The 25,659-nt window shown below is 35.7% G+C and carries 21 protein-coding genes; 11 read left to right on the plus strand and 10 right to left on the minus strand.

Features of this window, described 5'->3' with window-relative positions; translation table 11 throughout:
- Positions 1 to 37: 37 nt before the first annotated feature.
- The 3 genes from C8C85_RS06525 to C8C85_RS06535 form a co-directional block, all read right to left on the minus strand.
- On the minus strand, positions 38 to 817 hold the full coding sequence (locus tag C8C85_RS06525; RefSeq protein WP_116796346.1) for a TatD family hydrolase: 780 nt from the start codon (positions 815 to 817) through the stop codon (positions 38 to 40).
- Between the two features lie 199 nt (positions 818 to 1,016).
- Entirely contained in the window at positions 1,017 to 1,742 is a 726-nt protein-coding gene (locus tag C8C85_RS06530) for a tetratricopeptide repeat protein (RefSeq protein WP_116796347.1), read from the minus strand.
- A gap of 2 nt (positions 1,743 to 1,744) precedes the next feature.
- A complete protein-coding gene (locus tag C8C85_RS06535; RefSeq protein ID WP_116798409.1) occupies positions 1,745 to 2,329 on the minus strand; it encodes an RNA polymerase sigma factor in 585 nt (194 codons plus the stop codon).
- A 575-nt stretch (positions 2,330 to 2,904) separates the two neighbouring features.
- Between C8C85_RS06535 and C8C85_RS06540 the strand changes: the two genes are divergently transcribed.
- The 4 genes from C8C85_RS06540 to C8C85_RS06555 all read left to right on the plus strand — a co-directional run bounded on the left by C8C85_RS06540 (position 2,905) and on the right by C8C85_RS06555 (position 9,159).
- Complete coding sequence (locus C8C85_RS06540; RefSeq protein WP_116796348.1) at positions 2,905 to 3,897, plus strand: hypothetical protein; 993 nt, start codon at positions 2,905 to 2,907, stop codon at positions 3,895 to 3,897.
- A gap of 133 nt (positions 3,898 to 4,030) precedes the next feature.
- Positions 4,031 to 5,980, plus strand: coding sequence for a PKD domain-containing protein (locus C8C85_RS06545; protein WP_116796349.1), 1,950 nt, complete (start codon positions 4,031 to 4,033; stop codon positions 5,978 to 5,980).
- Positions 5,981 to 6,017: 37 nt separating this feature from the next.
- On the plus strand, positions 6,018 to 8,684 hold the full coding sequence (locus tag C8C85_RS06550) for a CHAT domain-containing protein (protein ID WP_116796350.1): 2,667 nt from the start codon (positions 6,018 to 6,020) through the stop codon (positions 8,682 to 8,684).
- 37 nt (positions 8,685 to 8,721) lie between these two features.
- Positions 8,722 to 9,159, plus strand: a complete 438-nt coding sequence (locus C8C85_RS06555; RefSeq protein WP_116796351.1) for a retropepsin-like aspartic protease — start codon at positions 8,722 to 8,724, stop codon at positions 9,157 to 9,159.
- Here C8C85_RS06555 and C8C85_RS06560 read toward each other — a convergent pair.
- From C8C85_RS06560 to C8C85_RS06570, 3 genes are all read right to left on the minus strand, one after another.
- The gene (locus C8C85_RS06560; protein ID WP_116796352.1) at positions 9,134 to 10,369 is read right to left on the minus strand and encodes a TCR/Tet family MFS transporter; all 1,236 of its coding nucleotides are present in this window, start codon (positions 10,367 to 10,369) and stop codon (positions 9,134 to 9,136) included. The two genes, C8C85_RS06555 and C8C85_RS06560, sit on opposite strands and share 26 nt — an antisense overlap.
- An 88-nt stretch (positions 10,370 to 10,457) precedes the next feature.
- A complete protein-coding gene (gene odhB / locus C8C85_RS06565; protein ID WP_111409585.1) occupies positions 10,458 to 11,684 on the minus strand; it encodes a 2-oxoglutarate dehydrogenase complex dihydrolipoyllysine-residue succinyltransferase in 1,227 nt (408 codons plus the stop codon).
- An 80-nt stretch (positions 11,685 to 11,764) separates the two neighbouring features.
- On the minus strand, positions 11,765 to 14,539 hold the full coding sequence (locus C8C85_RS06570; RefSeq protein ID WP_116798410.1) for a 2-oxoglutarate dehydrogenase E1 component: 2,775 nt from the start codon (positions 14,537 to 14,539) through the stop codon (positions 11,765 to 11,767).
- Between the two features lie 119 nt (positions 14,540 to 14,658).
- Between C8C85_RS06570 and C8C85_RS06575 the strand changes: the two genes are divergently transcribed.
- Both C8C85_RS06575 and C8C85_RS06580 read left to right on the plus strand, forming a co-directional pair.
- A complete protein-coding gene (locus C8C85_RS06575) occupies positions 14,659 to 15,210 on the plus strand; it encodes a hypothetical protein (protein ID WP_116796353.1) in 552 nt (183 codons plus the stop codon).
- Between the two features lie 59 nt (positions 15,211 to 15,269).
- Entirely contained in the window at positions 15,270 to 15,839 is a 570-nt protein-coding gene (locus C8C85_RS06580; RefSeq protein ID WP_116796354.1) for a hypothetical protein, read from the plus strand.
- 21 nt (positions 15,840 to 15,860) lie between these two features.
- On the opposite strand, the gene C8C85_RS06585 is transcribed toward C8C85_RS06580, so the two are convergent.
- Both C8C85_RS06585 and C8C85_RS06590 read right to left on the minus strand, forming a co-directional pair.
- Positions 15,861 to 16,214: a hypothetical protein gene (locus tag C8C85_RS06585; protein WP_116796355.1), complete on the minus strand. Its 354-nt coding sequence runs from the start codon at positions 16,212 to 16,214 to the stop codon at positions 15,861 to 15,863.
- Positions 16,215 to 16,369: 155 nt separating this feature from the next.
- A complete protein-coding gene (locus tag C8C85_RS06590; protein ID WP_116796356.1) occupies positions 16,370 to 17,344 on the minus strand; it encodes a polyprenyl synthetase family protein in 975 nt (324 codons plus the stop codon).
- A gap of 271 nt (positions 17,345 to 17,615) precedes the next feature.
- On the opposite strand from C8C85_RS06590, the gene C8C85_RS06595 reads away from it, so the two are divergent.
- From C8C85_RS06595 to C8C85_RS06615, 5 genes are all read left to right on the plus strand, one after another.
- Positions 17,616 to 18,137 (plus strand): YceI family protein, encoded by a 522-nt coding sequence (locus tag C8C85_RS06595; RefSeq protein WP_116798411.1) that lies wholly within the window; start codon positions 17,616 to 17,618, stop codon positions 18,135 to 18,137.
- Between the two features lie 103 nt (positions 18,138 to 18,240).
- Positions 18,241 to 18,840, plus strand: coding sequence for a TetR/AcrR family transcriptional regulator (locus C8C85_RS06600; RefSeq protein WP_116796357.1), 600 nt, complete (start codon positions 18,241 to 18,243; stop codon positions 18,838 to 18,840).
- Positions 18,837 to 20,189: a TolC family protein gene (locus C8C85_RS06605; RefSeq protein ID WP_116796358.1), complete on the plus strand. Its 1,353-nt coding sequence runs from the start codon at positions 18,837 to 18,839 to the stop codon at positions 20,187 to 20,189. The genes C8C85_RS06600 and C8C85_RS06605 overlap by 4 nt, the downstream gene beginning before the upstream one ends.
- Positions 20,190 to 20,195: 6 nt before the next feature.
- The gene (locus C8C85_RS06610) at positions 20,196 to 21,260 is read left to right on the plus strand and encodes an efflux RND transporter periplasmic adaptor subunit (protein WP_116796359.1); all 1,065 of its coding nucleotides are present in this window, start codon (positions 20,196 to 20,198) and stop codon (positions 21,258 to 21,260) included.
- 103 nt (positions 21,261 to 21,363) lie between these two features.
- Complete coding sequence (locus C8C85_RS06615) at positions 21,364 to 24,540, plus strand: efflux RND transporter permease subunit (RefSeq protein ID WP_116796360.1); 3,177 nt, start codon at positions 21,364 to 21,366, stop codon at positions 24,538 to 24,540.
- A gap of 189 nt (positions 24,541 to 24,729) precedes the next feature.
- Here C8C85_RS06615 and C8C85_RS06620 read toward each other — a convergent pair whose 3' ends face one another.
- Positions 24,730 to 25,155 carry a VOC family protein gene (locus C8C85_RS06620; protein ID WP_116796361.1) on the minus strand — a complete coding sequence of 142 codons (426 nt, stop codon included), beginning with the start codon at positions 25,153 to 25,155 and terminating at the stop codon, positions 24,730 to 24,732.
- Positions 25,156 to 25,174: 19 nt separating this feature from the next.
- On the minus strand, positions 25,175 to 25,654 hold the full coding sequence (locus C8C85_RS06625) for a DinB family protein (protein WP_116796362.1): 480 nt from the start codon (positions 25,652 to 25,654) through the stop codon (positions 25,175 to 25,177).
- Positions 25,655 to 25,659: the final 5 nt, after the last annotated feature.

Raw genomic sequence — 25,659 nt, forward strand, 5'->3', positions numbered from 1 at the left:
AGAACAAAAAAAATATTAAAGTTACAGAAAATCGATATTAAATACCGAATATTTTTGCAGAATTATCGGTTGTTACGGCCGCTATCTCATTTGCCGAAAGGCCATATATTTGGGCCAATTTATCGACAACATTTATTAAATAGCTGCTTTCGTTGCGTTTGCCGCGATAAGGAATTGGAGCCAAATATGGGGAATCAGTTTCCAAAACAATATGTTTTAAATCGATTTTATTCAAAAATTGATCTATTTTTCCATTTTTAAATGTAACAACCCCGCCTATTCCTAATTTCATATTATACGATATCGCCTGCAAGGCCTGCTCATAAGTTCCCGAAAAGCAATGAAAAATTCCAAACAATTCAGGTGATTTCTCCTCTTCCAAAATTTCGAATATTTCATCAAAAGCCTCACGACAATGAATAACTATAGGAAGCTTGTATTGTTTGGCTAACTGAATTTGCTTTCTAAACGCAATTTGCTGTTCGGCCAAATGTGTTTTATCCCAATACAAATCAATCCCTATTTCACCAATAGCGGCGAACTTTCTTTTAGTCAATTCAGTTTCAACATGCTGCAATTCCTCCAGATAATTATCCTTTACATAAGTAGGATGTAAACCCATCATCAAGAATATATTATTGGGATAATCTCGTTCCAAATCATACATGCTTTGCGTACAGGTAGAATCTATCGCAGGAACAAAAAAGCGTGTAACCCCATTATCAATGGCGCGTTGCATCATTTCGCTTCTGTCCAAATCAAATTCTTCTGAATATAAATGGGTGTGGGTATCGGTAAGTATTGTTTTTGTTTCCAAGTGTAAATTTTAATGCCGCAAAATTACTCGAAAAAACGGGCTTTACCAAAAAAGGAATTCCACAAAAAATTCAACCCGTACAATACAAAAAAAAATAAACACAGATTTCACAGGTTTACACAAACGAATCTGTGCTAATCTGTGAAATCTGTGTTTAAATTTCCTCTGCGAATCTTCGCGAAAAAACCGTTATAGAATATTAATCCAAATCATTCAGCAACGCATCCACCTGATCATTTCCTTCATAATCCTCAGGAATCGTCAACAAAAGCTCTTTGCACGATTTATAATCTTTTTGCTTCAATTTAGTCAAAGCCAAACTCCAAATCGCCTTATTTTTATAAATGGAATTCCCTTTCTCCAAACTTGTAAAAACCGCTTCGGCTTCTGGCAATCTATTCTCCTCCAGTAGTGCCACTCCATAAAAATACTGAATCTCGGCACTTTTATCTGCTTTCAAAATAGTTTCAAAAAGCGGAATTGCAGCTTTATATCTTTTCGCATTAAAAGCATCCTGAGCTAGTTTCAAATTATCATTCGCCTCCCCTCTCTCTGTAAAAAAAGCCATTTCAGGCTGATTGTAATCTTCAAACGTTGGATTCGAATTCTGATTCAAAAAGAACAATCCAAACAAAACCGCAACCGATGCTACCACCGCATAATACCATGGTTTCAATGCTATCACCTTAGGTTTGGACTTTCTAAAATGTTCCTTAGAAATCCCTTTCAAATTCTTCTTGAAATCGTTTAATTCATCAACTTGACCAAACTTATTTTCCAAATGAAAATGCAATTCTTTATAGATTTCAAAAGCCATAGCCAAATCAGGCTGATCTTTTAATTGTTGTTCAAAAGCCAATTTCTCTTCAACGGTCATTTCGCCTTGAAGATATTCATCAAATTCCAAAAAGTGTTCTTCGTTCATGGCTAGGTGTTTTTTATAGATTTAAAGCGATTGGTTTCCTGAATCCATTGCGTCAATTGACCAATGCATAGTGATTTTTTTTTTCGAACATAACCATATGTTACCGCTAGCTTTTCGGCCACTTCCTCCATCGATGGAAGCGTAAAACTCAACTTCAACAACTCTTGGCATTTCTCCCCGAGTTTTTGAAACATCATATCATACAATTGTTGTTTCTCGTCAAAATGCTCGGCCTGCAAAACCATTTCATCAGCAGATTCATGTATAGATGTCAAATCGTCTTTAATTGTTACCCCTTTATTCGAATGTTTTTTCAACTCATTGAGCCATTTTCTTTTGCACAACAAAAAAAAGTACGCATCAAATGGGCATGTCAATCGTAACTGTTCCGATTTGGCCTGACTGAAGAGTAAAATCATCACTTCCTGAATCACATCCTGCGCCCTATCTTCATCACCAGAATTGTTCTTTATATAATGAACCACTTTTGGCACAAACTTCTTGTAAATAGCATGAATAATCGTCGAATCATTATTCGCCAATCCTTCAATATACATTTGATCGGGATGAACAGTCGTTGGAGCCATAAAAAAACTTTTCATCGAAAATACTAAAAAAAGAGAGAAAACCATTACCCGACCTCTTTTATAAATACCAATAAACCATTGGGCGTAACCCCATTATAACAAGAGGCCTACTCGACTTTGCGCATATTCGGCCTCTTCTCCTAATGCGGTCGGGCTATTTGGGCTACTTCGGTAGCTTCCGTCTATCCCTTACGCGCATCACGTAAAACAAGATATTTATACTAAAATCAAAAACAGGGGTAACAATTATAAAACCAAATTGATATAACGGTATAAATCAATAATTGGAACTTTTTAAACCTTTTAGAGTATGGAAAATTTAAAAAAAATAGGAGTCTCATTCTTCAATAAACTATGGACATTAATTACTCGATGATAAAAAAAATAAAAACAAGGGTAACAAATCAAAACTAAAGTTGATATAAGAATGAAATTAGAATTAAAAAGAAATTTCAGAAACAAGGGTAACAATATCAAACCTTAATTGATATAAACAAAAGAAACTATAATTAACAACCAGAATCTGAAACAACCTCTTGAACATTTTCAAGACAGATTTAAAAAACTTAGAAATCATGAACAGAAATTTAAAATCAATCGCATTTTTATTTTTAGGAACAATCGCAATGGTAAGCTGTACAAACGACAACATTACCGATAACAATGAAATTCAAAATGTTCCACCGACTGCCTCTGAATTGAAAGACGTAAGAACCGAAGCACTAACCAAATTAAAACAAACATTCACCATCACCGAAGCTTCTGGATCAGTAACCCTAACTTCAGCGAAAGGAGTAAAATTAATAATCAACAGAGACTATCTTAGAAAAAATGGAGTCGCAGTGACCGGTGCTATCAACATCGAATATGTTGAATTATTTGACAAAGGACACATGCTAGTAGCCAACAAACCTACCATGGGATTAACGACAGATGGAAAGAAAAACTTACTGATTTCTGGCGGAGAATTTTACATCAAAGCAACCCAAGACGGAGTAGCACTTGAATCATTAGCCACAATGACCCTTCTTGTCCCAGCAAGCTTAACCGGTGGTCTTGAAACAGGAATGCTACTTTGGACAGGTAATTTAGAAGATCCCGAAAACTTAGTTTGGAGAAACGTTGCTGATGCTGCTGGCACCAACGGTGGAAAAGGCGGAGTACAAGGAGAAGGTGGTAACTATTATGTGTCTTTTGGAAACTTTGGATGGACCAATGTTGATAAATTCTACAGCGACCCAAGACCTAAAACCACAATTCTTGCTGCTGCACCAACAGGATATGACAATACCAATAGCGCCATCTATTTGTCATATGATGGAGAAGGTCAAAACGCTCTTGCCAAATTAGATACTTATACTGCGGCAGGTTTGTTCAGCGAGCATTATGGTCAAATTCCAATCGGGTTGGCTTGTCACGTAATTTTTGCCACCGAAGAAAATGGACAATGGAGATACGCCATCAAAGCAGTTACGGTAGCTGCAAATGATGTTTACACTTTCACATTAGCCGAAACAACTGTAGGGACCGAAGATCAATTAATAGCTGCAATCAATGCTATTCAATAAGTTACAAATTCAAATAAAGAAGAAAAAGTGGTGATTTGCTCACCGCTTTTTTTTACATTTAAAAAATAATTTGAATTTAAATCGCGTTTTAGAACGCTCCAAAACCTATAATGACTGACCAAAATAACCAAATATGAACAAATCGCTAGTAGTACTTTTTCTAATCATTGCATTCCCTTTTTACGCACAAGTAAAAGTAAAAGATACCATTACCCGAAGAGCAAATATAGGATACGATCAAAAAGGAAATTTAGTCAATTTCAAACCCGAAACACCTCCATTAATTCCTATTGCGGGAGCTCCAAAACCAAGTTACTCCTATTTGTGGGAATTGGGCGATGGCCATTACAGTAAAGAAGCCGAACCCAAACATGTCTATAAAAACAAAGGAGTTTATACTGCACGACTGGCTGTAACCAACAATTATGACAACGGAAAACCACCAGCTACCCGTCCGAAAAAAATAGTAATCAATGATATTGAGGACGCCAACTACAAAGACATCGCATCGATTGCCGATCAAAATGGATTGTCAATTTTCAAAAACTGCGATCCCATCCCGGAACAGGAAATACAAGTTGTGGTGAGTTATGAAAATTTGGAAAACTATGTAACTAATGGAAAACTCTATCTTTTTTTCAATGAAAAGCAATTCAAAAACAACAATTTCGATTTACAGGAAGTAAGATCGTATGCCAATGAAAGGAACGTAAAAGAAAACAATGTTGTTTCGGCAGATGATATCGATAATTCAAACCGTTATTTGGCTTCGAATGACACTTTGGCTTACGCCAAAAAACACAGAGAAACAACCAATGAAACCGACTTGGATTCGACTTTATTAGCAGCAAAAAACAGTTATGCAGCTGTTTCCATTTTAGAAATAGACGACCACAATCCAGGAGAAACCCGCAATGTTTTTTATACTTTCAAAACCACTCCTCAAATGATCAAAGACACCAGTGCCACCATAACGATGCGAAGTATTTATGTCCCCAACCGAAGTTTTAAAAACCATAAAATAAAAAATCTGGAAATGGAAATTGTCACTTCCCACGACCCCAACAAAATGGGCTCCAACGGAAGTTTCATGAATTACAGATTTGTACGTTACAAAAGAGTAAAATTCAAAACCAGCTTCCAAAACAATGGTGAAGGTCCAGCCAGAAAAATTCAGCTCGAAACTGATATTCCGGATATGTTTGACAAAACTTCATTAAAAATTGAAAGCATGTATCCCGAATGTCCCATTTGTCCCAAAGGCGAAGTGGCAACTACCAGTTGTTTGGACGTTATTGAAAGAGAAACCCAGATATTTTTCGTTTTCAGAAACATCTATTTGCCCGGAAGCAACCAGAAAAATGTAAAAGAAATAGACAGTACCAAAGGATTTGTAAAATACTCGATGAAATTCAATGAGGATTTCCATAAAATAAAAACCAAAAGCAGAACGGCTATTATTTTTGACAAAAACGAACCCATAATCACCAATTATGCCACTACCCGATTCACTCCCGGTATATCTATTGGAGCCAAAGCGGGTTATAACTTTTACTCCAATTTAGACAATTCCAAAAGTTATTTTGTTGGCGCCACTGTTTCTCCTTTCAAATCGTATCGCTATTATGGGCAAGCCGAATTTTTAAATAGTTTTACGTCTTATGATGGAGCAACCACTTTCTCAGAAAAAGTTGATCAAAGTGCAGGCACAGTGAATTTAAAAAAAATCACCACATCCATTGAAAACAAAAATATTAACTGGGAAATTCCAGTATTGTTCCGATATAACATCTCCACTTATTTTGGCGTCGGGGCAGGATTCCAAATCAATATGAATGTATCCGAACAGCAAACACAAAACATCAAAACCGATGTCTACGAAGGAACTTCAGACAAGTTCCTCATACGAACGGAATACTCAACCACTACATCCTCAAATTCGTTTGCCGAATTAAAATCGGGACTATTATTCGATTTTACAGCTGGTTTTGCAAGAATTGGTCCTAGCTTGGGAGCGCGTTATGTACTCAACTTTGACAATAACTTTAATTATATTCAGTTGTATGGTATATGGAAGTTCTAGGATTTAATCCCTAGAAAACACCAATAAGATAAAAGTTATGCCAAAAAAAATAATCTTCTTGTACCTCTTAATTTCTCTGAATGTATTCGGACAAAAAAAACACACGCAAGAAGATATAACCTATGATGCTATCGATTATTTTGTCGCCAATCCATCATTGGAAGGAATAAATAACCTCAACACCATTGAAGCCAATTTTTGGAAAAACCAAGACAAAAAATCAAAAGAAGGATTGCTATCCATCGTGATTTTAAACTGCAACAAAGCCTATTTCGAAAATGAATTTGGCAAAACAAACCAAGCCATAACCAGTTATGAAAAGGCTTGGAAAACATACCAAACCTACCAACTCACTGATTACGATATTATTGATTATTGCCTAAAACCATTAGGTAATTTATACACAATAATGGGTGATTATGACAATGCCGAAAACACCATCAAACACTATTATTTTATTGCCAACGAGGAGAAAAATGAAAGCGCTAAAATAGCGGCCATTATCAACTTATCCAATGTATATCAAAGTTCTGGCAAAAACAGCATGGCTATTGATTTATTAGAAAACACCTTAAAAACAGCAAAACTTTCCTCAAATCAAAAAGGGATTTTATTGAATAATCTGGGAAATAATTATTTGCTACATGCAAAAGAATTAAACAATTATCCAAAAGCATATTATCAAGCCGAGGAGAGCTACGAAAGAGCCCTTCAGTTTTTAAAAACCGAAAAAAATCAGTCTGAAGCTTTATCCAATTGTTATAGAAACCTTGCTTCCCTAAATGGACAAAAAAGTGATTTTAAAAAGGCGAATGGTTATTTCGAAAAAGCAAAAACCCTTTTCTTCACAATCAAAAATCATGGAGTTCGAGCCATTGCAAAATTGTATTACGAAGAAGCATTGTTGTTTTCCAAACAAAATAAAACGCCTCAAGCATTGCAGTCCATCCAGTTGGTTTATCAAACCTTAATCCCTTTATACAGCAGTCAAAAAAGAAACATTCCGCTACAAAGTTCATTGTATGCCGAAACGATATTGCTGGACGCATTAGATTTGCAAGCCGACATTTATAACCAACAAAACCAACCTAAAAAAGCATTACAAGTTTATTCGCTTTGTTTTCCTATCGAAGAATTGATGAGTGGTTTATTACTGTATGAAAACTCAAAAATCATGAATCAAATCCGGATGAGCAATCGCTCCGAAAAATGTATTGCTATCTATAACAATTTGTATAAAAAAGAAAACAAAATCAGCTATATCGAACAAGCTTTTCAACTAGCGGAACACACCAAATCTGGTGTTTTAAAAAGTGAGCTCTCCAGAAACAGAAGCGCTTCACAAAAGGAAAAACAAAAAATTCAAGAATTGCAATTTTGGAACAATGAAATTCTGAAAGAACAGCAAAAAGGAGAGTCTGCCAATATTTACAAAATAAACAAAGCCATCAAAAAGCAAAATGAGAGCATGCTTTTGCTCAAAGAATTTCAATCAAAAATCACCACTTTTGAAGAAAAACCAATCGATTTAAATGACTTATATTCCAAACTCGAATCAGATGATGCTCATATGATTTACTATTTTTCGGGTTATGAGAAAATGTACTATTTTGTTTTGGGTGGCTCTCAAAAATCAAAAATAGCATTGAATTCTTTTAGCAACGACGCTAAATATTCCAATATTTTTTGGCGATTTATTGGTTATTTTAATGATGCCAATGCTATTACCAATGACATAAAAGGGTACAACCATTTTGGAAAAATAGCTTATGATAGGTTACAATTCCCTCAAAACACCTACTGTAAAAATCTGATTATCATACCAGATGGCGTTCTTGATTTTCTGCCATTTGAAGCCTTAATTACCAAAGAATCCAAAACCACCAATTTTGAAAAAATGCATTATTTGCTGCATGATTTTGACATTGCTTATAACAATTCGGCTAGTTTTTATTTGAATGCTAAACCCTTTTCTCCTAAAGAAAAAACGGTTTTGGGTATTTTTCCCGTTTTTGAAAAAACCAATTATGCATTGACTTATTCAAAAACTGAATTACAATCCATTAAAAATAATTTCAAAGGGTGCTTTTTTGCAAATGATTCTGCCACTTTTCAAAACTTCAAAAATAATGCCTCAGGTTATTCCATACTGCATTTGTCAACCCATGCCACTGCCGGAGACATAGAAACACCTGCCAGTATTAAATTTTACGATCGCGAAGTCCTATACTCCGAGCTATATCACCTTGACATAAATCCGAATTTGGTTGTCTTAAGTGCTTGCGAAACGGGAATTGGTAAACTCTACAAATCCGAAGGAGCGATGAGTGTCGCCAGAGGATTTCAGTTTGCAGGAGCTCAAAACTTGTTATTCTCATTATGGAAAGTAAATGATTATACAACATCCGTATTCATGGGGGATTTCTACAAATATGTCAAACAAAATGACTCCTATTTTGAGGCCAATGCAAAAGCCAAACTCGATTTTTTAAAAACCAAAAACATCTCAAATGCCAAAAAATCACCCTATTATTGGGCAGCTTTCGTATATTATGGCAGTTTGGAAAATAAAGAAAAAAACAACTATGTACTAATAGGATTTGTAACTATTGCTACACTTATTGGTTGTTTTTTATTATTCAAATTAATCGCTAAAAGAATAAAAAAAGAAAAAATCAAGTCCAAAAAGAAAAAGCATCGTTAGGAATACTATTTTTACCTTGCAAAAAGTCGCTTCCCACATGAAAAACTTACACGAAAAACTAAAGAAGGTAGATTATAAAAAAGTCAAGTTTAAAGTCACCAAGACACAGCACCTTTTGATTAAAGCAAAAATCAATGGAGTCAAAGGAAATTTTATATTGGATACGGGCGCTTCCAACAGTTGTGTGGGATTTGAAAGTATTGAACATTTTGCATTGGAAGCCAAAAATTCCAAAACCAAAGCTTCGGGTGCAGGAGCAACAGGTATGCTCACACAAACCGCCACAAACAACAAACTTCGATTAGGCAAATGGAAAAACAATAAACTAGACCTTGTTATTTTTGATTTATCTCACGTCAATGAAGCTTTGAGTCACTATAAAGTAAAGCCCGTTCATGGAATTATTGGTGCCGATGTTTTAATGAAAGGCAAAGGAATTATTGATTACTTTAACCATTGTTTGTATTTGAAGTAGCATATTTTTTCAACGAAAAATATGAAACAATACCACTAACCATCATCAATAAACCACCAAGAATAAATGGCATTCCTGCAAATTCAAATGGTGAGCCTTTATGTGTAAAATAATAAAAAAGGCTCGACATTATGGGTGGTCCAATAATGGTTGCGGCACTCATTAAACTCGCAATTGTCCCTTGAATTTCGCCTTGTTCTGATGGCAAAACATGATTCGAAATTATGGCTCGCAATGCTGGACCAGCAATCCCGGCAAGACAATATGGAATCAAAAAGAGAAACATCATCCAACTTTCCGAAGCAAAAGCAAACAAAAACATTCCAATCGTATATAATGTCATGCCAACATAAATACTTTTTTCGTTTCCAAATTTCCGACTAGTCCATCGTATCAATCCTCCTTGAACAAGACTTACTAAAACACCAACAACACCTAGTGAAATACCGACCATTTTTTCGTCCCAGCTAAATTTGTACATGGTAAAATAACTCCAGTTACTTTCTACCGCATGCGACGCAACGTAAATCAAAAACAAAGCAAATAATAATCCATATAGCGAAGGGTGTTTTTTTAAATTCAAAAATGCACCAATTGGATTGGCTCTTTTCAAATTCAATGGTCTCCTATTTTCCTTTGATAATGATTCGGGCAAAATAAAATAACCGTACAAGAAATTTAGTAAACACAAAACTGCTGCAGCATAAAACGGGATTCTGGAGCCATAATGCCCCAAAACACCTCCGATAACAGGCCCAATTATAAATCCGAGCCCAAAAGCCACACCAATCATACCAAAGTTTTTGGCTCTATTTTCAGGCGTACTCACATCGGCTATATACGCCGAAGCTGTTGAAATACTTGCTCCTGTCAGTCCAGCAATTATCCTACCTATAAATAACCATGTAATCGTTGGAGCAAATGCCAATAAAATATAATCCAGGGAAAAAGCAAAAAGCGAAATTAGGATTATGGGTCTTCGCCCAAATTTATCACTCAAATTACCAATTAGTGGCGCAAACATAAATTGGGTTATCGCATACGCAAAAGTTAACCAACCACCGTATTTTGCTGCTTCGCTAACATCTCCATGAATCAATTCTTTGATCAGTTTTGGAATAACTGGAATAATAATTCCCCAGCCTGTAATGTCGATTAACATTGTGATGAAGATAAAGCCGATAGCAGCTTGTTTTTTGTTTGAAGCCATAAATAGTATTTGATTTGTCAGGCAAATAAACAAAAAAACCGTCTCGTTTTGGAACGAGACGGTTTTTTTATTTCATGAATTTGTCAAACTACAATTCCAATGCTTTTTTAGCATTACCACCCATCAATAATTCCAATGGATTTTCTAAAGCTTCTTTTACAGCAACTAAAAAACCAACAGACTCACGACCGTCGATAATTCTGTGGTCATAAGAAAGAGCCACATACATCATTGGGTGAATTTCCACTTTACCGTTTACGGCAATTGGACGCTCGATAATGTTGTGCATTCCAAGGATTCCAGATTGAGGAGGGTTGATAATTGGCGTAGATAACATAGATCCAAAAACACCACCATTAGTAATTGTGAATGTTCCTCCAGTCATATCATCAACTGTGATTTGTCCGTCACGAGCTCTTAAAGCCAATCTTTTAATTTCTGCTTCAACTCCACGGAAAGTCAAGTTTTCAGCATTACGAACTACAGGAACCATCAATCCTTTTGGTCCAGAAACTGCGATAGAGATATCTGCAAAATCAAAAGCAATTTTATGGTCACCATCCATCATAGAGTTTACGTCTGGATACAATTCTAAGGCTCTTGTAACTGCTTTAGTAAAGAATGACATATATCCTAAACCAAGGCCACCATGTTTTGCTTTGAACGCATCTTTGTATTCGTTACGAATCAAGTTGATTGGCGTCATGTTTACTTCGTTGAAAGTAGTCAACATTGCTGTTTCGTTTTTGGCTGCCACTAATCTTTCGGCTACTTTACGACGCAACATAGATAATTTCGTTCTTTCAGTACCACGAGATCCACCAGTTGGAGTTCCCATAGAAGGCACAGCATTTACTGCATCATCCTTTGTGATTCTTCCAGCTTTACCAGTTCCTGTAACAGTAGCTGGAGCTATGTTTTTCTCTTCCAATATTTTTTTAGCCGCTGGAGATGGCGTCCCTGCAGCATAAGAAGCTACAACAGGAGCCGCTTTTGGTGCCTCTGCTTTTACTTCAGCCTTTGGTGCTTCCACCGCTTTGGCAACTTCTGCAACTGGTGCAGCACCAGCTGGTTTTGCGCCATCAGTATCGATAAGGCAAACTACTGCGCCAACAGCAACAGTATCTCCTTCTTCCGCTTTTAGCGTGATAATTCCACTTACTTCTGCTGGCAATTCAAGAGTTGCTTTGTCTGAATCAACCTCTGCAATAGCTTGGTCTTTTTCTACATAATCTCCATCCTTTACTAACCAAGTTGCAATTTCAACTTCTTTGATTGATTCCCCTGGTGATGGGACTTTCATTTCTAAAATCATACAATTTTTGTTTAAAGTTTAAATTGTTTAAAGTTTCAAGCTGTGTTAAACCTGAAACTTTAAACCTGAAACAATTCTTTTTATCTAAATAACGTTTTGTCAAATACCATTCTGATTGCATCGGCGTGACGACGTTTTGCACGTGTGTAACTACCTGCAGCAGGTGCAGCGTACTGACGTAATGAAGCCAATCTCCATTTTACTAGATCAAAATTCATTAACATATAACTGTAAGCTCCCATATTTTTAGGCTCTTCTTGTGCCCAAACATAATCATCGGCATTTGGATATTGTGCAATAATCGCTTTTAACTGTTCTACCGGCAATGGGAACAACTGCTCAATTCTTACTACCGCCACATCTTTTCTACCGATATTTTCTCTTTCAGCAGTAATATCATAATAGAATTTACCCGTACAGAAAACCAATGTTTTCACATCTTTCTTGTTTACTGTAGTATCATCGATCGTTTCTTGGAAACTTCCGTTTACCAATTCCTCAACAGAAGAAACGCATCTTGGGTCACGCAGTAAACTTTTTGGAGTAAACACGATTAATGGCTTACGGAATTCCGTTTTCAATTGACGACGTAACAAGTGGAAGAAGTTGGCTGGCGTAGTACAATCGGCAACAAACATATTTTGTCTTGCACAAAGTTGTAAGTAACGCTCCATTCTAGCCGAAGAGTGTTCTGCTCCTTGTCCTTCGTACCCGTGTGGCAACAATAAAACAATACCGTTTTGATTGTTCCATTTATCCTCACCACAAGAAATATATTGGTCAATCATAATTTGGGCTCCGTTTGAGAAATCTCCAAATTGTGCTTCCCAAATGGTCAACGCCTTTGGACTTGCCAAAGCGTATCCGTAGTCAAAACCTAAAACACCGTATTCTGACAAGTGTGAGTTGAAGATATTAAAGTTTCCTTTTTTATCTTTCAAACTGTTTATTAAAATCACTTCTTCTTCTGAATCTTCTACTTTCACAACGGCATGACGGTGAGAGAAAGTCCCTCTTTCTACGTCCTGTCCTGAAATACGAACGTCAAAACCTTCTTGTAATAAAGACCCGTAAGCTAAATGCTCCGCCATTCCCCAATCCAGCTTGTCCGTTTCAAAGAACATTGTTTTTCTGTCGTTGATTAGTTTTTGAATTTTACTAATAAACTTTTTATCCGTTGGTAAGTTTGAAATCGCATTGGCAATTTCAGTTAATTTTTCTTTTGGATAAGAAGTATCCACTTTTTCCAACATTTGAACAGCTGTTACTTGTTTGTAACCTTGCCATTCGTTTTGCATAAATGGAGTAATGATAGTCAAATCTTTTTTACGAGATGCTTCTAAATTAACCTCCAAAGTAGCTTTATATTCTTTCTCTAAACCATTAACATAAGTAGCGTCAATAACACGCTCTGCCAATAATTTTTCGGCATAAATGTCTCTTGGGTTTTGATGCTTTGCAATAATTTTATATAAAACGGGTTGTGTAAAACGAGGTTCATCGCCTTCGTTATGACCGTATTTTCTATATCCTAACAAATCGATAAATACGTCACGTCCAAACTGCATTCTGTAATCCAATGCAAAAGACATGGCATGAACAACTGCCTCGGCATCATCTGCATTTACGTGTAATACTGGTGAAAGTGTTACTTTGGCAACATCAGTACAGTATGTAGAAGAACGAGCATCTAAATAATTAGTTGTAAAACCAACTTGATTATTGATTACGATATGAATGGTACCACCTGTTTTGTAACCGTCAAGCAATGCCATTTGAATGATTTCATACAAAATACCTTGCCCAGCAATTGCAGCATCACCGTGAACGGCAATCGGCAATACTTTTGAAAAATCATCCGGATAATATTTCTCTTGTTTTGCTCTTGTGATTCCTTCAATAACAGCTCCAACCGTTTCTAAGTGAGAAGGGTTTGGCGCTAAATTGATATTGATACTTTTACCAGTTCTTGTTTTTTTGTCGGCAGTAAGACCTAAGTGGTATTTTACGTCACCATCAAAATATTCCTGATCGTAATCTTTACCGTCAAATTCACCAAAAATGTCTTGAGTCGATTTGCCGAAAATATTTGCCAAAACGTTCAAACGACCACGGTGAGCCATTCCCATTACAAATTGCTCTACTCCTTGTTCGGCTGCTTTTTCGATTAAAGCATCCAAAGCTGGAATAATTGTTTCCCCTCCTTCTAATGAAAAACGTTTTTGACCTACATATTTAGTATGCAAAAAGTTCTCAAAAGAAACTGCTTGATTCAGTTTGTTCAGTATATTTTTTTTCTCATCCGCAGAAAAATTTGGCTGATTATTGTTTACACCCAATTTATCTTGAACCCACTTTACAACACCAGGATTTCTGATATACATATATTCAACACCAATATGCTGGCAGTAAATTGCTTTAAGACGTGTTATAATATCTTGTAAGGAACTAGGCGGAATACCAATAACTTGAGCTGCATCAAAAACTATTGATAAATCAGCAGTTGTTAATCCGAAATTTTCGATATCCAAAGTTGGCGTAAATACTCTACGATCACGAACTGGATTTGTTTTAGTAAACAAATGACCTCGGGAACGGTAACCATCGATTAATTTCAATACATTGAATTCCTTTTGCAATTTGTCGGAAACTAAACTGCAATCCACATTACCAGTGGACACTTCAACAATTTGCTGAACAGGATTTTCATCATTATATGTGGTCATCCCAAAGTCAAAACCTTGAAAAAAACTTCTCCAACTTGGCTCTACGCTATCTGGATTTTCTAGATATTGATCGTATAGTTGCGCGAAAAATTCTGTATGTGCTGCGTTTAAAAATGAAAACCTATCCATAATATTGTTATTGAATATACTTTTGTTAAATAGTCCGGCAAAAATACAATAAAGCAAATTATTTAAATCTATTTTTTTACGTACTTTTACGTAAAAATTTGTTAAAAAAAGCCTGAAGTATGAAAAAATCTACCTTTTCCTCCCTAACAAAGTACCTTTTCATCTTTTTTACCTTGCTCTTTTACGAAAACGTAATAGCTCAATACCAGCAAACTCCTCAATCGAGAAGTCCGTTTTGGAGTAATGTACAATTTGGAGGTGGATTAGGATTGAGTTTTGGCAGTGGATACACTGATATCTCTATTGCTCCGAGTGCTATTTATAATGTAAATCCTTATTTAGCAGTTGGTCTAGGCTTACAAGCCAGCTATGCTTCATCCAAAGGATATTACGATTCCGGAATTTACGGCGCAAGCTTCTTGACCTATATCAATCCGATTCCTCAAATTCAGCTTTCCATAAATTTAAATCAATCTTATGTCAATAACCATTATGAAGCCTATTATGGACAAAGTGGTTATACAGACAATTTCTGGAATACCGCTTTGTTTCTTGGAGCGGGTTATCGAACTGGAAATGTAACTGTAGGACTTGCCTATAATGTATTGTTTGACGAAAATGACAATGTATATGGAGATGCTCTTATGCCTTTTGTGAGAGCTTATTTTTGATTTTTTGAAGTTACTGAGATTCTGAGTGACTAAGTTTCTAAGTTATTAAAACGCGACAAGTGAAAAAATATATTTTTCTTCTTATTGTTATTATAATTTCAAGTTGTAATAATTCCAAAAAAGCAGATACAGAAATCCAAAAAAAGGAAAAGAAAGAATTAAGACCTTTTTTTGATTCAGACAAAATTGATCATTATTATCTGGATATTTCTGAAAGAGAATTCGAATATTTTGCTAGTGATAATACTACTCAAAAAGAAAAGAAAAAAGAATTCTCAAACTTATTTATGGGCTATTATCCAGACAGCATTCCTAAAAAAAATTTTGAAAACCTTCTATTAAAATACAAATACAAAAAATCGAACTTATCTTTAAAACAGGAAAAAGAGATTAAAAATGTGTTTAGTGAAAAAGATTCGTTAATGAACGAAGGTTATGCCTGCGTGGCAGAATATCGTGATATTTTTATTTTTAAAAAGAAAGAAAAAACAGTTGGAATAGCAAAAATTTGTTTTAAATGCGGTCGCTTTCAAATCACAGGAAGCAAGTTAGATGTTAGCGGATTTGGACTTTGGAAAGAATTGGATAAATTAGAAAGTATTGTTCGTACTGATATTAAAAAGCCTTAGATTTTCAGAATCTCAGAAACTTCATTTATACTTATTTCTGAACCAAACTTTCTGCCATTCTCTTTTCAAAATTAAAAAAGCAACTTGTTCCGCAAGAATAACCAAATCAGAACCGTCTAGTTTTTTGACTTCCTCTTCGGAAACATCAATGATATAAAGCAAATTGAGGTACTCGGCAAATTTGTACTGAATAAGTCTGTAGATTTTTTCGTGCAATTGCACTTTCAATTCGTCTGGACTCAGACTTATTGGAAAATCTACCGCTTCGTTTGCCAAATTAAAATCCTTATTCAATTGAACAATCAAATTAACATAAAGCGTTTCTTTCTCAGCTTCCTGGAGCAGTAAATCGGTATTTATTGGTGCTATAAACATGGAGATTTTAGATTGCAGATTTTAGATTTCAGAGTGATGATTGCTTCGCCTGTTCATCTTTAAGGCTTGGGTAACGATTTTTGATTTCAGATTTAAAAAGAGGTCGGTTTAATCGAATGCAAAACTTCTAAAATCTGCATTCTGAAATCTTAAATCTAAACCTTCCTTCCCATCAGGTTTTCACCAAAAGTCCTCAGCATTTCTTTTTTAGGTAGTTCAATATCCATTTTCTCTAAGGTTTCAAATGCCTTGAAGGTATACATTTCTATAGCTTCTTGAGTAGCCCTTGATGCACCTGATTCATTAAAAATAGCTTTTGCAATTTCTATTTTCTCGGCATTATCTTCTAATTGCGAACTGAATAATTTCTCTAATTCCGAAGCTCTTTCAGGAGTTGAAAATTCCAATGTTTTTAAATACAAATAGGTTTTTTTGTTTTCGATAATGTCCCCTCCTACTTGTTTTCCAAAAGTTTCGGGATCACCAAAAGCGTCTAAATAATCATCCTGCAATTGAAAAGCCAATCCTAAATTGAGTCCAAAATCGTAAATTAAATTAGCATTTTCTTCGGATACATTGGCAATAATAGCGCCCATTTTCATGGCAGCCGCTACCAAAACAGCCGTTTTGTATTCTATCATTTTGAGGTATTCCGGAATGGTAACATCTTTTCGGGTTTCAAAATCGACATCCCATTGCTGGCCTTCACAAACTTCGAGAGCTGTTTTGCTGAATAACTTAGCCAAATCCCTAAAAATAATTGGCTCGTATTGCTCAAAATATTGATACGCCAAAATCAACATGGCATCACCCGAAAGGATTCCGGTGTTGATATTCCATTTTTCATGAACGGTTTGCGAACCTCTTCGCAGTGGCGCATCATCCATAATATCATCATGAACCAACGAAAAATTATGAAAAACCTCAACCGCCATCGCCGCCGGAAGTGCTTTTTTATAATCTGCATTAAACACCTCAGCCGACATTAAAGTCAAAACGGGACGCATTCTTTTTCCACCTAAACTCAAAATATAATCTATGGGCTCATAAAGATTTTTGGGCTCTTTATTTACACTTTGGTTTTTTAAATAACTAACAAAAAAATCTTGGTACTGACTGATATCGTGCATAAATGAAAATCTGATTTGCGAGGCCCAAAGATACAATTCAAATATGAATTATTGCCTTGCAAATCGGAGTAAAATAGAGGCATAGTTTTTGCCTATACATTTATTTTAAAAAAACATCGGAAACTTTATTGGTATTCAAAGTTTCCTGCTTACATTTGCGTCATCAAAAACAAAAGAAACTATATTAGTGTTTAAAGTTTCCATTGTATTTGCACTATCAAAATTTTATAAAACAAAACATCAGGAAATAACATTACTTAAAATAAGAATCATGGAAAATGAATGGGCAATTGATTCAAACGGATCAGACGTATTAATAAAATCTAGACATTCTCTAATAGGCTACATGCCTGGAAACAAAAACAATTTCAAAGGACACGTAGCCATTCAAAATGACGAAGTGGAGGATGCATCGATTGAATTTTCATTAAATGTAAATGACAAAGAATCCAATTCGATTCAAAAAAATAAAGATCCAAAATTCACCGATCTTTTTGAGGATGATGAAACGCCTTTGATACAATTCAAATCAACTTCTTTTCAGAAGATTAATAAAAACATCAATTTCCTAAAAGGCTTCTTAACAATAAAGAACATCACCAAAGTGGTTGAATTGGATACCGAATTTATCGGATTCAATAATTACAACGGTGTTCAAAAAGCCTCTTTTGAAATTACGGGAAACATCAACCGTAAAGAATTTGGATTGAATTACAATATTCTTTCACCAAATGGAGGTCACCCGATAGGCAGAGACATTAAACTTATTGCCAACTTAGAATTTTCACATTAAGAATAACCAGTTCTTATAAAGCATAATAACAACCCAAAACTCATTTGACAACTAACTTTTACTGTATTATTCCAAATTTTTATTACAATAAGTTACCCATAAAATGAAAGAGAAAATTATATCAAAAGCAACAGAACTCTTCTTAAAACTTGGTTTTAAGAGTGTAACTATGGATGACATTGCCTGTGAAATGTGCATTTCAAAAAAAACGATTTACAAATTTTTTTGTAACAAAGAAATTCTAATCGCAGAGAGCACCGAGATGGTCCATAAAACGATTCATGAAAGCATTGATACAATCGCAGCAAAAAATCACAATGCAATCAAAGAAAATTTCGAAATCAAAAAGATGTTCAAAGAAATGTTTAAATCTGGAGAAGCTTCACCAGCTCATCAATTGAAAAAACATTACCCTGAAATCTATGACAAAGTAATGTCCAGAGAAATAAACGAATGCAACACGGTCTTTAAACAAAATATTGAAAAAGGGATTCAACAGGGTTTGTACCGGGAAAATTTGGATATCGACATCTATGTTAAATTTTATTACAACCTTATTTTCAGCATTCACGGGATGACGAGTTCTGAAAAAGAATCACAGAAATTAGAATTAGAAGCATTAGAATATCACACTAGAGCAATGGCAACACCTAGTGGAATAATAGAACTAGAAAAACAATTACAAAATCCAACTTTATCATGAAGAGAATACTTTTATTAACATTCTTAACCTTTGCTCTCACCGCACAATCCCAAGGGGTAAGCACAACAGCAACAAATCCGCTTACGCTAAAAGCGGCAATTACCTACGCACTCGAGAACAAAGCCGATGCTAAAAAAGCAAGATTAAGTGTTGAAAACAGTGAATACCAAATCGAAGAAGTTCGCTCAAGAGCTTTGCCACATATCACAGCAAACGGAAGCTTAACCTATAATCCTATTTTACAAACCAATGTAATTGACGGATCTGCTTTTGGCGCACCAGGAACCACAATTCAAGCTTCTTTTGGACAAAAATGGACATCGGGCGCCGGAGTTTCATTAAGCCAAACGATTTTTGACCAATCTGTTTTTACAGGATTGAGAGCGGCGCAAACCACTCGTGAATTCTATCAAATAAACAATCAATTAACAGAAGAACAAGTAATTGAAAAAGTAGCCAACAACTACTACTCTGTTTACGTACAACGCGAAAGATTGGCTTTATTGGACAGCAATTATGTGAATACCTCAAAGGTTCGCGACATTGTAAAAGGACAATTTGATAATGGCTTGGCCAAAAAAATTGACTTGGACCGAATCATCGTAAAAATGTCTAACATTGATACGGATCGTCAACAAATCAAAAACCAAATTCAATTACAGGAAAATGCATTGAAGTTTTTTATGGGAATGCCTATTGAAACTGAAATCGTGATTCCTAAAACTGAATTTGAAGCAACACCAGCTGCACTATCTGAAGCGCCAAATACTGAAAACAGAACGGAATACTTGCTTTTGAAAAAACAAGAAGAATTATTGCAATTTCAAAAAACTGCCATTAAAGCCGAATATTACCCAACACTTTCTTTGGTGGCTGGATACAACTATATAGGGCAAGGTCCAGAAGTACCTCTTTTTGCTAAACCTGCCGATGGTGTTTATTGGTCGGATTACTCTGCAATCGGATTGAATTTGAGAGTGCCTATTTTTACTGGTTTTGGAACTCGCGCCAGAGTAAGACAAGCTGATGTTGACATCAGAACGTTACAAGAAGACATTAAAGACACGCAACTTTCTCTTGATTTAGATTACAGAAATGCTAAAACTCAAATTGAGAACAACATTATAACCATCAGAAATCAAAAAGAAAATATGCGTTTGGCCGGAGATATTTTGAAAAATACCAAAAACAATTATCTACAAGGTTTAGCATCATTGACTGATTTATTGGATGCCGAAAACGCATCACTTGAAGCACAGAACAATTACACAAGAGCTGTATTAGCCTACAAAATAGCAGAAATATCATTAATCAAATCAAAAGGAGAACTTAAAACCCTATTAAACTAAAACAAGATGAAAAAGAATATAATAACCATAGCCGTAATTTTAGGAGCATTAGCGCTTATCGCTTTTACTTTAAATAAGAATAAAGCGGAGAACAAAGCTAAAACTGATATTGTTGCCGAAAAAAATGCAGCGGTATCCGTAAAAACAGCTCAGGTAAAAACAGAAGAGGTTTCATTGGATTTTTTAGCCAATGGAAATTTTGAACCGATTCAAGAATTGACTTTTTCTGCTGAAAAATCAGGTAAAGTGATTAGTGTTTTAGTAAAAGAAGGTGATTATGTAAATGTTGGTCAAACATTGGTAATCGTGAGAAGCGATGTTATAAACGTAAATGCCCAAACGGCAAAAGCAACTTATGACAATGCAAAATCGGATTATGACCGTTATGAAAACGCTTTTAAAACAGGTGGTGTGACCAAACAACAATTGGATCAGGCAAAATTGGCTTTGACCAATGCCGGAAACAACTTGAAACAAGCCAACATCAACGTAGGAGACACTAAAGTAAAAGCTCCAATTAAAGGTTTTATCAATAAAAAATACATTGAGCCAGGTTCTATTTTGACAGGAATGCCAGCTACAGCAATGTTTGACATTGTGAATGTTTCTAAATTGAAATTAAAAGTTACCGTAAACGAAAGTCAAGTTGCCAGCTTAAAATTAGGAAACACTATTAATGTTACTTCAAGTGTATTTCCTGATAAAACATTTGCAGGTAAAATTACTTTTATTGCTGCCAAAGCTGATGAAAGCCTGAATTTCCCAGTGGAACTTGAAATCACAAACAACTCTGATAACAGCTTAAAAGCGGGAATGTACGGAACTGCCAATTTTGGTTCTAAACAAAAACTACAATTAAAAGTAGTTCCTAGAAATGCTTTCGTAGGAAGTGTGAGCAGTAATGAAGTTTTTGTTGTAGAAAATGGTATCGCTAAATTAAAAAAAGTAGTCTCTGGAAGAATTATAGGAGAACAAGTAGAAATAGTTGACGGATTATCTGATGGTGAAACTGTAATTGTTACAGGGCAAATTAACTTGCAAGACGGTAATACAGTAGAAATTATTAAGTAAGTTATTAGTACAGAGCACTTAGTCCTTAGAATTAGTCAAACTAAATAACCTCCAGGGACTAAGGACTAAAAACTAAGGACTTAATAAAATTTAAAAGAAAAACATGAAATTAGCAGAAATATCCATAAAACGTCCGTCGATAATAATTGTATTGTTTACGATTCTTACCCTTGGTGGACTGTTCAGCTATAGCCAATTGGGCTATGAATTGATTCCTAAATTCGAACAAAACGTAATCACCATTGCCACCGTTTATCCTGGAGCTTCTCCAAGTGAGGTCGAAAATACGGTTACCAAAAAAATTGAGGACGGAATCGCCTCTTTGGAAAACATCAAAAAGATTGATTCCAAATCATACGAAAGTTTGTCTGTAGTTACGGTTACATTGACAACACAAGCAAAAGTTGACATTTCGATGAATGACGCACAACGAAAAATCAATGCTTTGATAAGTGATTTACCCGATGATGCAAAAACACCATCGTTATCGAAATTCTCGTTGAGCGATTTACCGATTATGACTATTGGTGCCAACGGAAAAATGGACGAAGCTGCTTTTTACGATTTGATTGATAAAAAAATAGCTCCCGTGTTATCCCGTGTTACCGGTGTGGCACAGGTAAACATTATTGGTGGTCAGGAAAGAGAAATTCAAGTGAATCTTGATGCAGTAAAAATGCAGGGTTACGGACTTTCGGTTCCACAAGTACAACAAGTTATTCTGACTTCGAACTTGGATTTCCCAACAGGAAACATCCAAACCCGTAATCAAAAAATATTAATTCGTCTTGCCGGAAAATATAAGAATGTTGACGAATTAAGAAACTTAGTTATTTCTTCTAAAAACGGAATTGAAATACGTTTACAAGACATTGCAGACGTACAGGATGCTCAAAAAATTGCCGAAAAAATCTCTCGTGTCGATCAAAAAAGTGCGATTATTTTACAAGTAATCAAACAGTCAGATGCTAATGCCGTAGCAGTAAGCGAACTATTGCACAAAAGCATTAGTAAATTAGAAAGCGATTATAAAACCAATCAATTAAAACTGGAAATAGCCAAAGACAGTACGGTTTATACCCTGGAAGCTGCAGATTCTGTAATTCACGATTTAATGATCGCGGTAGTATTGGTTGCATTTGTAATGTTGTTCTTCTTGCACAGTATTAGAAACTCATTGATTGTAATGGTTTCGATTCCTGTTTCGTTAATTGCAACCTTCATCGGAATTTACCTAATGGGATATACATTAAACTTGATGAGTTTATTGGGACTTTCACTTGTTGTGGGTATTCTGGTCGATGATGCGATTGTGGTATTGGAAAATATCTACAGGCATATGGAAATGGGTAAAAGCCGTGTTCGTGCAGCCTTTGACGGTACTGCCGAAATTGGTGGAACTGTAACTTCGATTACATTGGTAATTGTGGTGGTGTTTTTACCAATTGCAATGAGTTCTGGATTGGTATCCAATATCATTACACAATTTTGTGTTACCGTAATTATTTCAACATTGTTTTCATTGTTGGCTTCGTTTACTATCATTCCGTGGTTGTCCTCTCGTTTTGGGAAATTGGAACATATTGAAGGCAAAAACTTGTTCGGGAAAACGATACTTGGATTCGAAAGTTATTTAACTCGTTTTACAAACTGGGTTACTGGATTATTAAACTGGTGTTTGGATCATTATTTCAAAACAATTGCTGTTGTACTTGTCTTGTTCTTCGGATCAACAATCGGATTAATGGGTGGTGGTTTTATTGGAGGAGAATTCTTTGCCTCTTCAGATAGTGGGGAGTTCTTGGTTCAAATCGAAATGCCGAAAGACGCTTCATTGGAACAATCTAACTTTATGACTCAAAAAGCGGAAGCCTTTTTGAAAAACGAAGAGTATGTTCACAGCCAGATTACGACTGTAGGGCAAACCAGTGAAGGTATGGGTGCTGCACAAGCTACTGCTTACAAAGCGGAGATTGACGTGAAAATGATTGACCAAGCAGAACGTACAGATGACGCATCAGTATATGCTGCAAAAATCAAACGTAAATTGGAGAAAGTATTGGTTGGAGCCAAAGTAAAAACAGTTCCGGTTGGTATCTTGGGTACTGCCGAAAACGCAAAATTGGGATTGATTGTAACAGGGCCTTCTACTGAAGCTGCTATGGCTTTCGCCAAATTAGCCGAAGCTGAATTACGTACCATTCCTGGAACAACCGAGATTAAATTAACCGTTGAAGATGGAAATCCTGAAATCAATGTACAAGTAGACCGTGATAAAATGGCTGCATTAGGACTAACACTTCAAACTGTTGGTATGACGATGCAAACTGCTTATAGTGGTAATACTGATGGTAAGTTTAGAGCTGGTGAATACGAATATGACATCAACATTAAATACAATGCTTTTGACAGAAAAAATATTACTGACGTAAGTAATCTGATTTTCATCAACAATGCGGGTCAACAAATCAAATTGTCACAGTTTGCTGCTATTACTGAAGGTTCAGGACCTAGCCAATTGGAGCGTCGTGATAAATCGGCTTCGGTAACGGTCCAAGGTCAAAACGTTGGGGTTCCAACAGGGACAATTGTAACACAATGGCAAACCAAACTGGACAAACTTAAAAAACCGGTTGGGGTAAATTATATTTGGGGTGGAGACCAGGAAAATCAAAGTGAAGGTTTTGGTACCTTAGGAATCGCTTTATTGGCCGCTATTGTCTTGGTTTACCTTGTAATGGTTGGTTTGTATGATAGTTTTATGCACCCGTTCGTGGTATTGTTTGCTATTCCGCTTTCGTTTATTGGAGCGATGCTGGCTTTGGCATTGACGAATAACACATTGAATATATTTACCATTTTGGGTATCATTATGTTAATTGGTCTGGTGTGTAAAAATGCGATTATGCTTGTGGATTACACCAACCAACGAAGAGCTGCCGGAGAAAGCATCAGAAGGGCATTGATTCAAGCGAATCACGCTCGTCTTCGTCCTATTTTGATGACGACAATTGCGATGGTTTTTGGTATGTTCCCTATTGCATTGGCTTCTGGAGCTGGTGCCGAATGGAAAAACGGTTTGGCTTGGGTAATTATTGGTGGATTAATTTCATCTTTATTCCTAACCTTGATTATTGTTCCCGTGATTTATGAAATCATGGAGAAAATCAAAGCCAGATTATCTAAAGGTGAAAAAATCGATTATGAAGCCGAAATGGTTGCCGATTATGACCACAAAGAACTAAGCGAGGATGGTTTTAATCCGAAGCATACAGTTTAAAATAGGTTGCTTACTAATTCAAAAAAGGGCTTTCAAGATATTTGAAAGCCCTTTTTTATGGATTTAACAATGCTCTTTTCGGAAAAAGTCGGGAGACTTTTATCCTATTTTGAGTTTTCAAGAACTTGTAAAAAACGCAAAGTCATGAGACTTTGCGGAGCGGGGGGATAGGTCTAAAGCCGTCCCTGGTTATACTTTTGCTACAAAATCGATCATCCATTCAATGCCGTATTTGTCTCTAAACATACCAAAATAAGAACCCCAAGGGCTGTCACCAATAGGGTATTCAACATTTCCGCCTGCCGAAAGTCCGTTAAACAGCTTGTCGGCTTCATCACGACTTGCTGGCATAACACATATTTTAGATCTGTTTTCATTTTCACTTACTGGCCCCATACTTTCTGGAACATCATTGCCCATTAAAAAATTTGGGCCAATAGATAAAGCAATATGCATTATTTTATCGGCTTCCTTTTCGGGTACTGGATATTCATCGCTTGATATCTCTTTGAAACGAACAATTCTTTCGAACTCTCCGCCAAATACTGATTTGTAAAAATTGAATGCTTCTTCGGCATTCCCATTGAAGTTAACGTGAGGATTGATAAGTGCCATGATTTCTATTTTTTAAAAATTATTTAAGTAATACTAACTGACCTGAATGGTATTGCAAATGGGAGGTTCTGGTGATGATGATATTTAACTTATTGCGATGGGGTTCATTAACAAAATCTTCGGCAGATACTGCGGTATGTTTTTCAAACCATTCTTCGGGTTTCAAACTGTCAAATTTTTGTTTTAACACTTCACATTGTTTGATCCAAAAACTTCTCAATTCTGCCGCAGTTGGAATTTGCGTTACTGATTTGTCAGGCGATTTAATAAATGGCTCATACAATTCTGGATAAAATTTTTCGCCCAAATCCAATAGTTTCAGCATTTCGTCGTGTACCGCTATTAAATGTCCAAGCAAATAAATTCCTCTGTTTTTACCCGGTGCAATTTCCTTTAGCAAAGCTTCGTCTGTTATGCTATTGAGAATTGCATTCAAATTTGTAATGGATCCATTCCATCTGTCGAATGTCATTTTTATAAATAATTCTGCTGTTGCCATCTTTT

This window comes from Flavobacterium sp. 103 (assembly GCF_003096795.1).
Lineage (GTDB): Bacteria > Bacteroidota > Bacteroidia > Flavobacteriales > Flavobacteriaceae > Flavobacterium.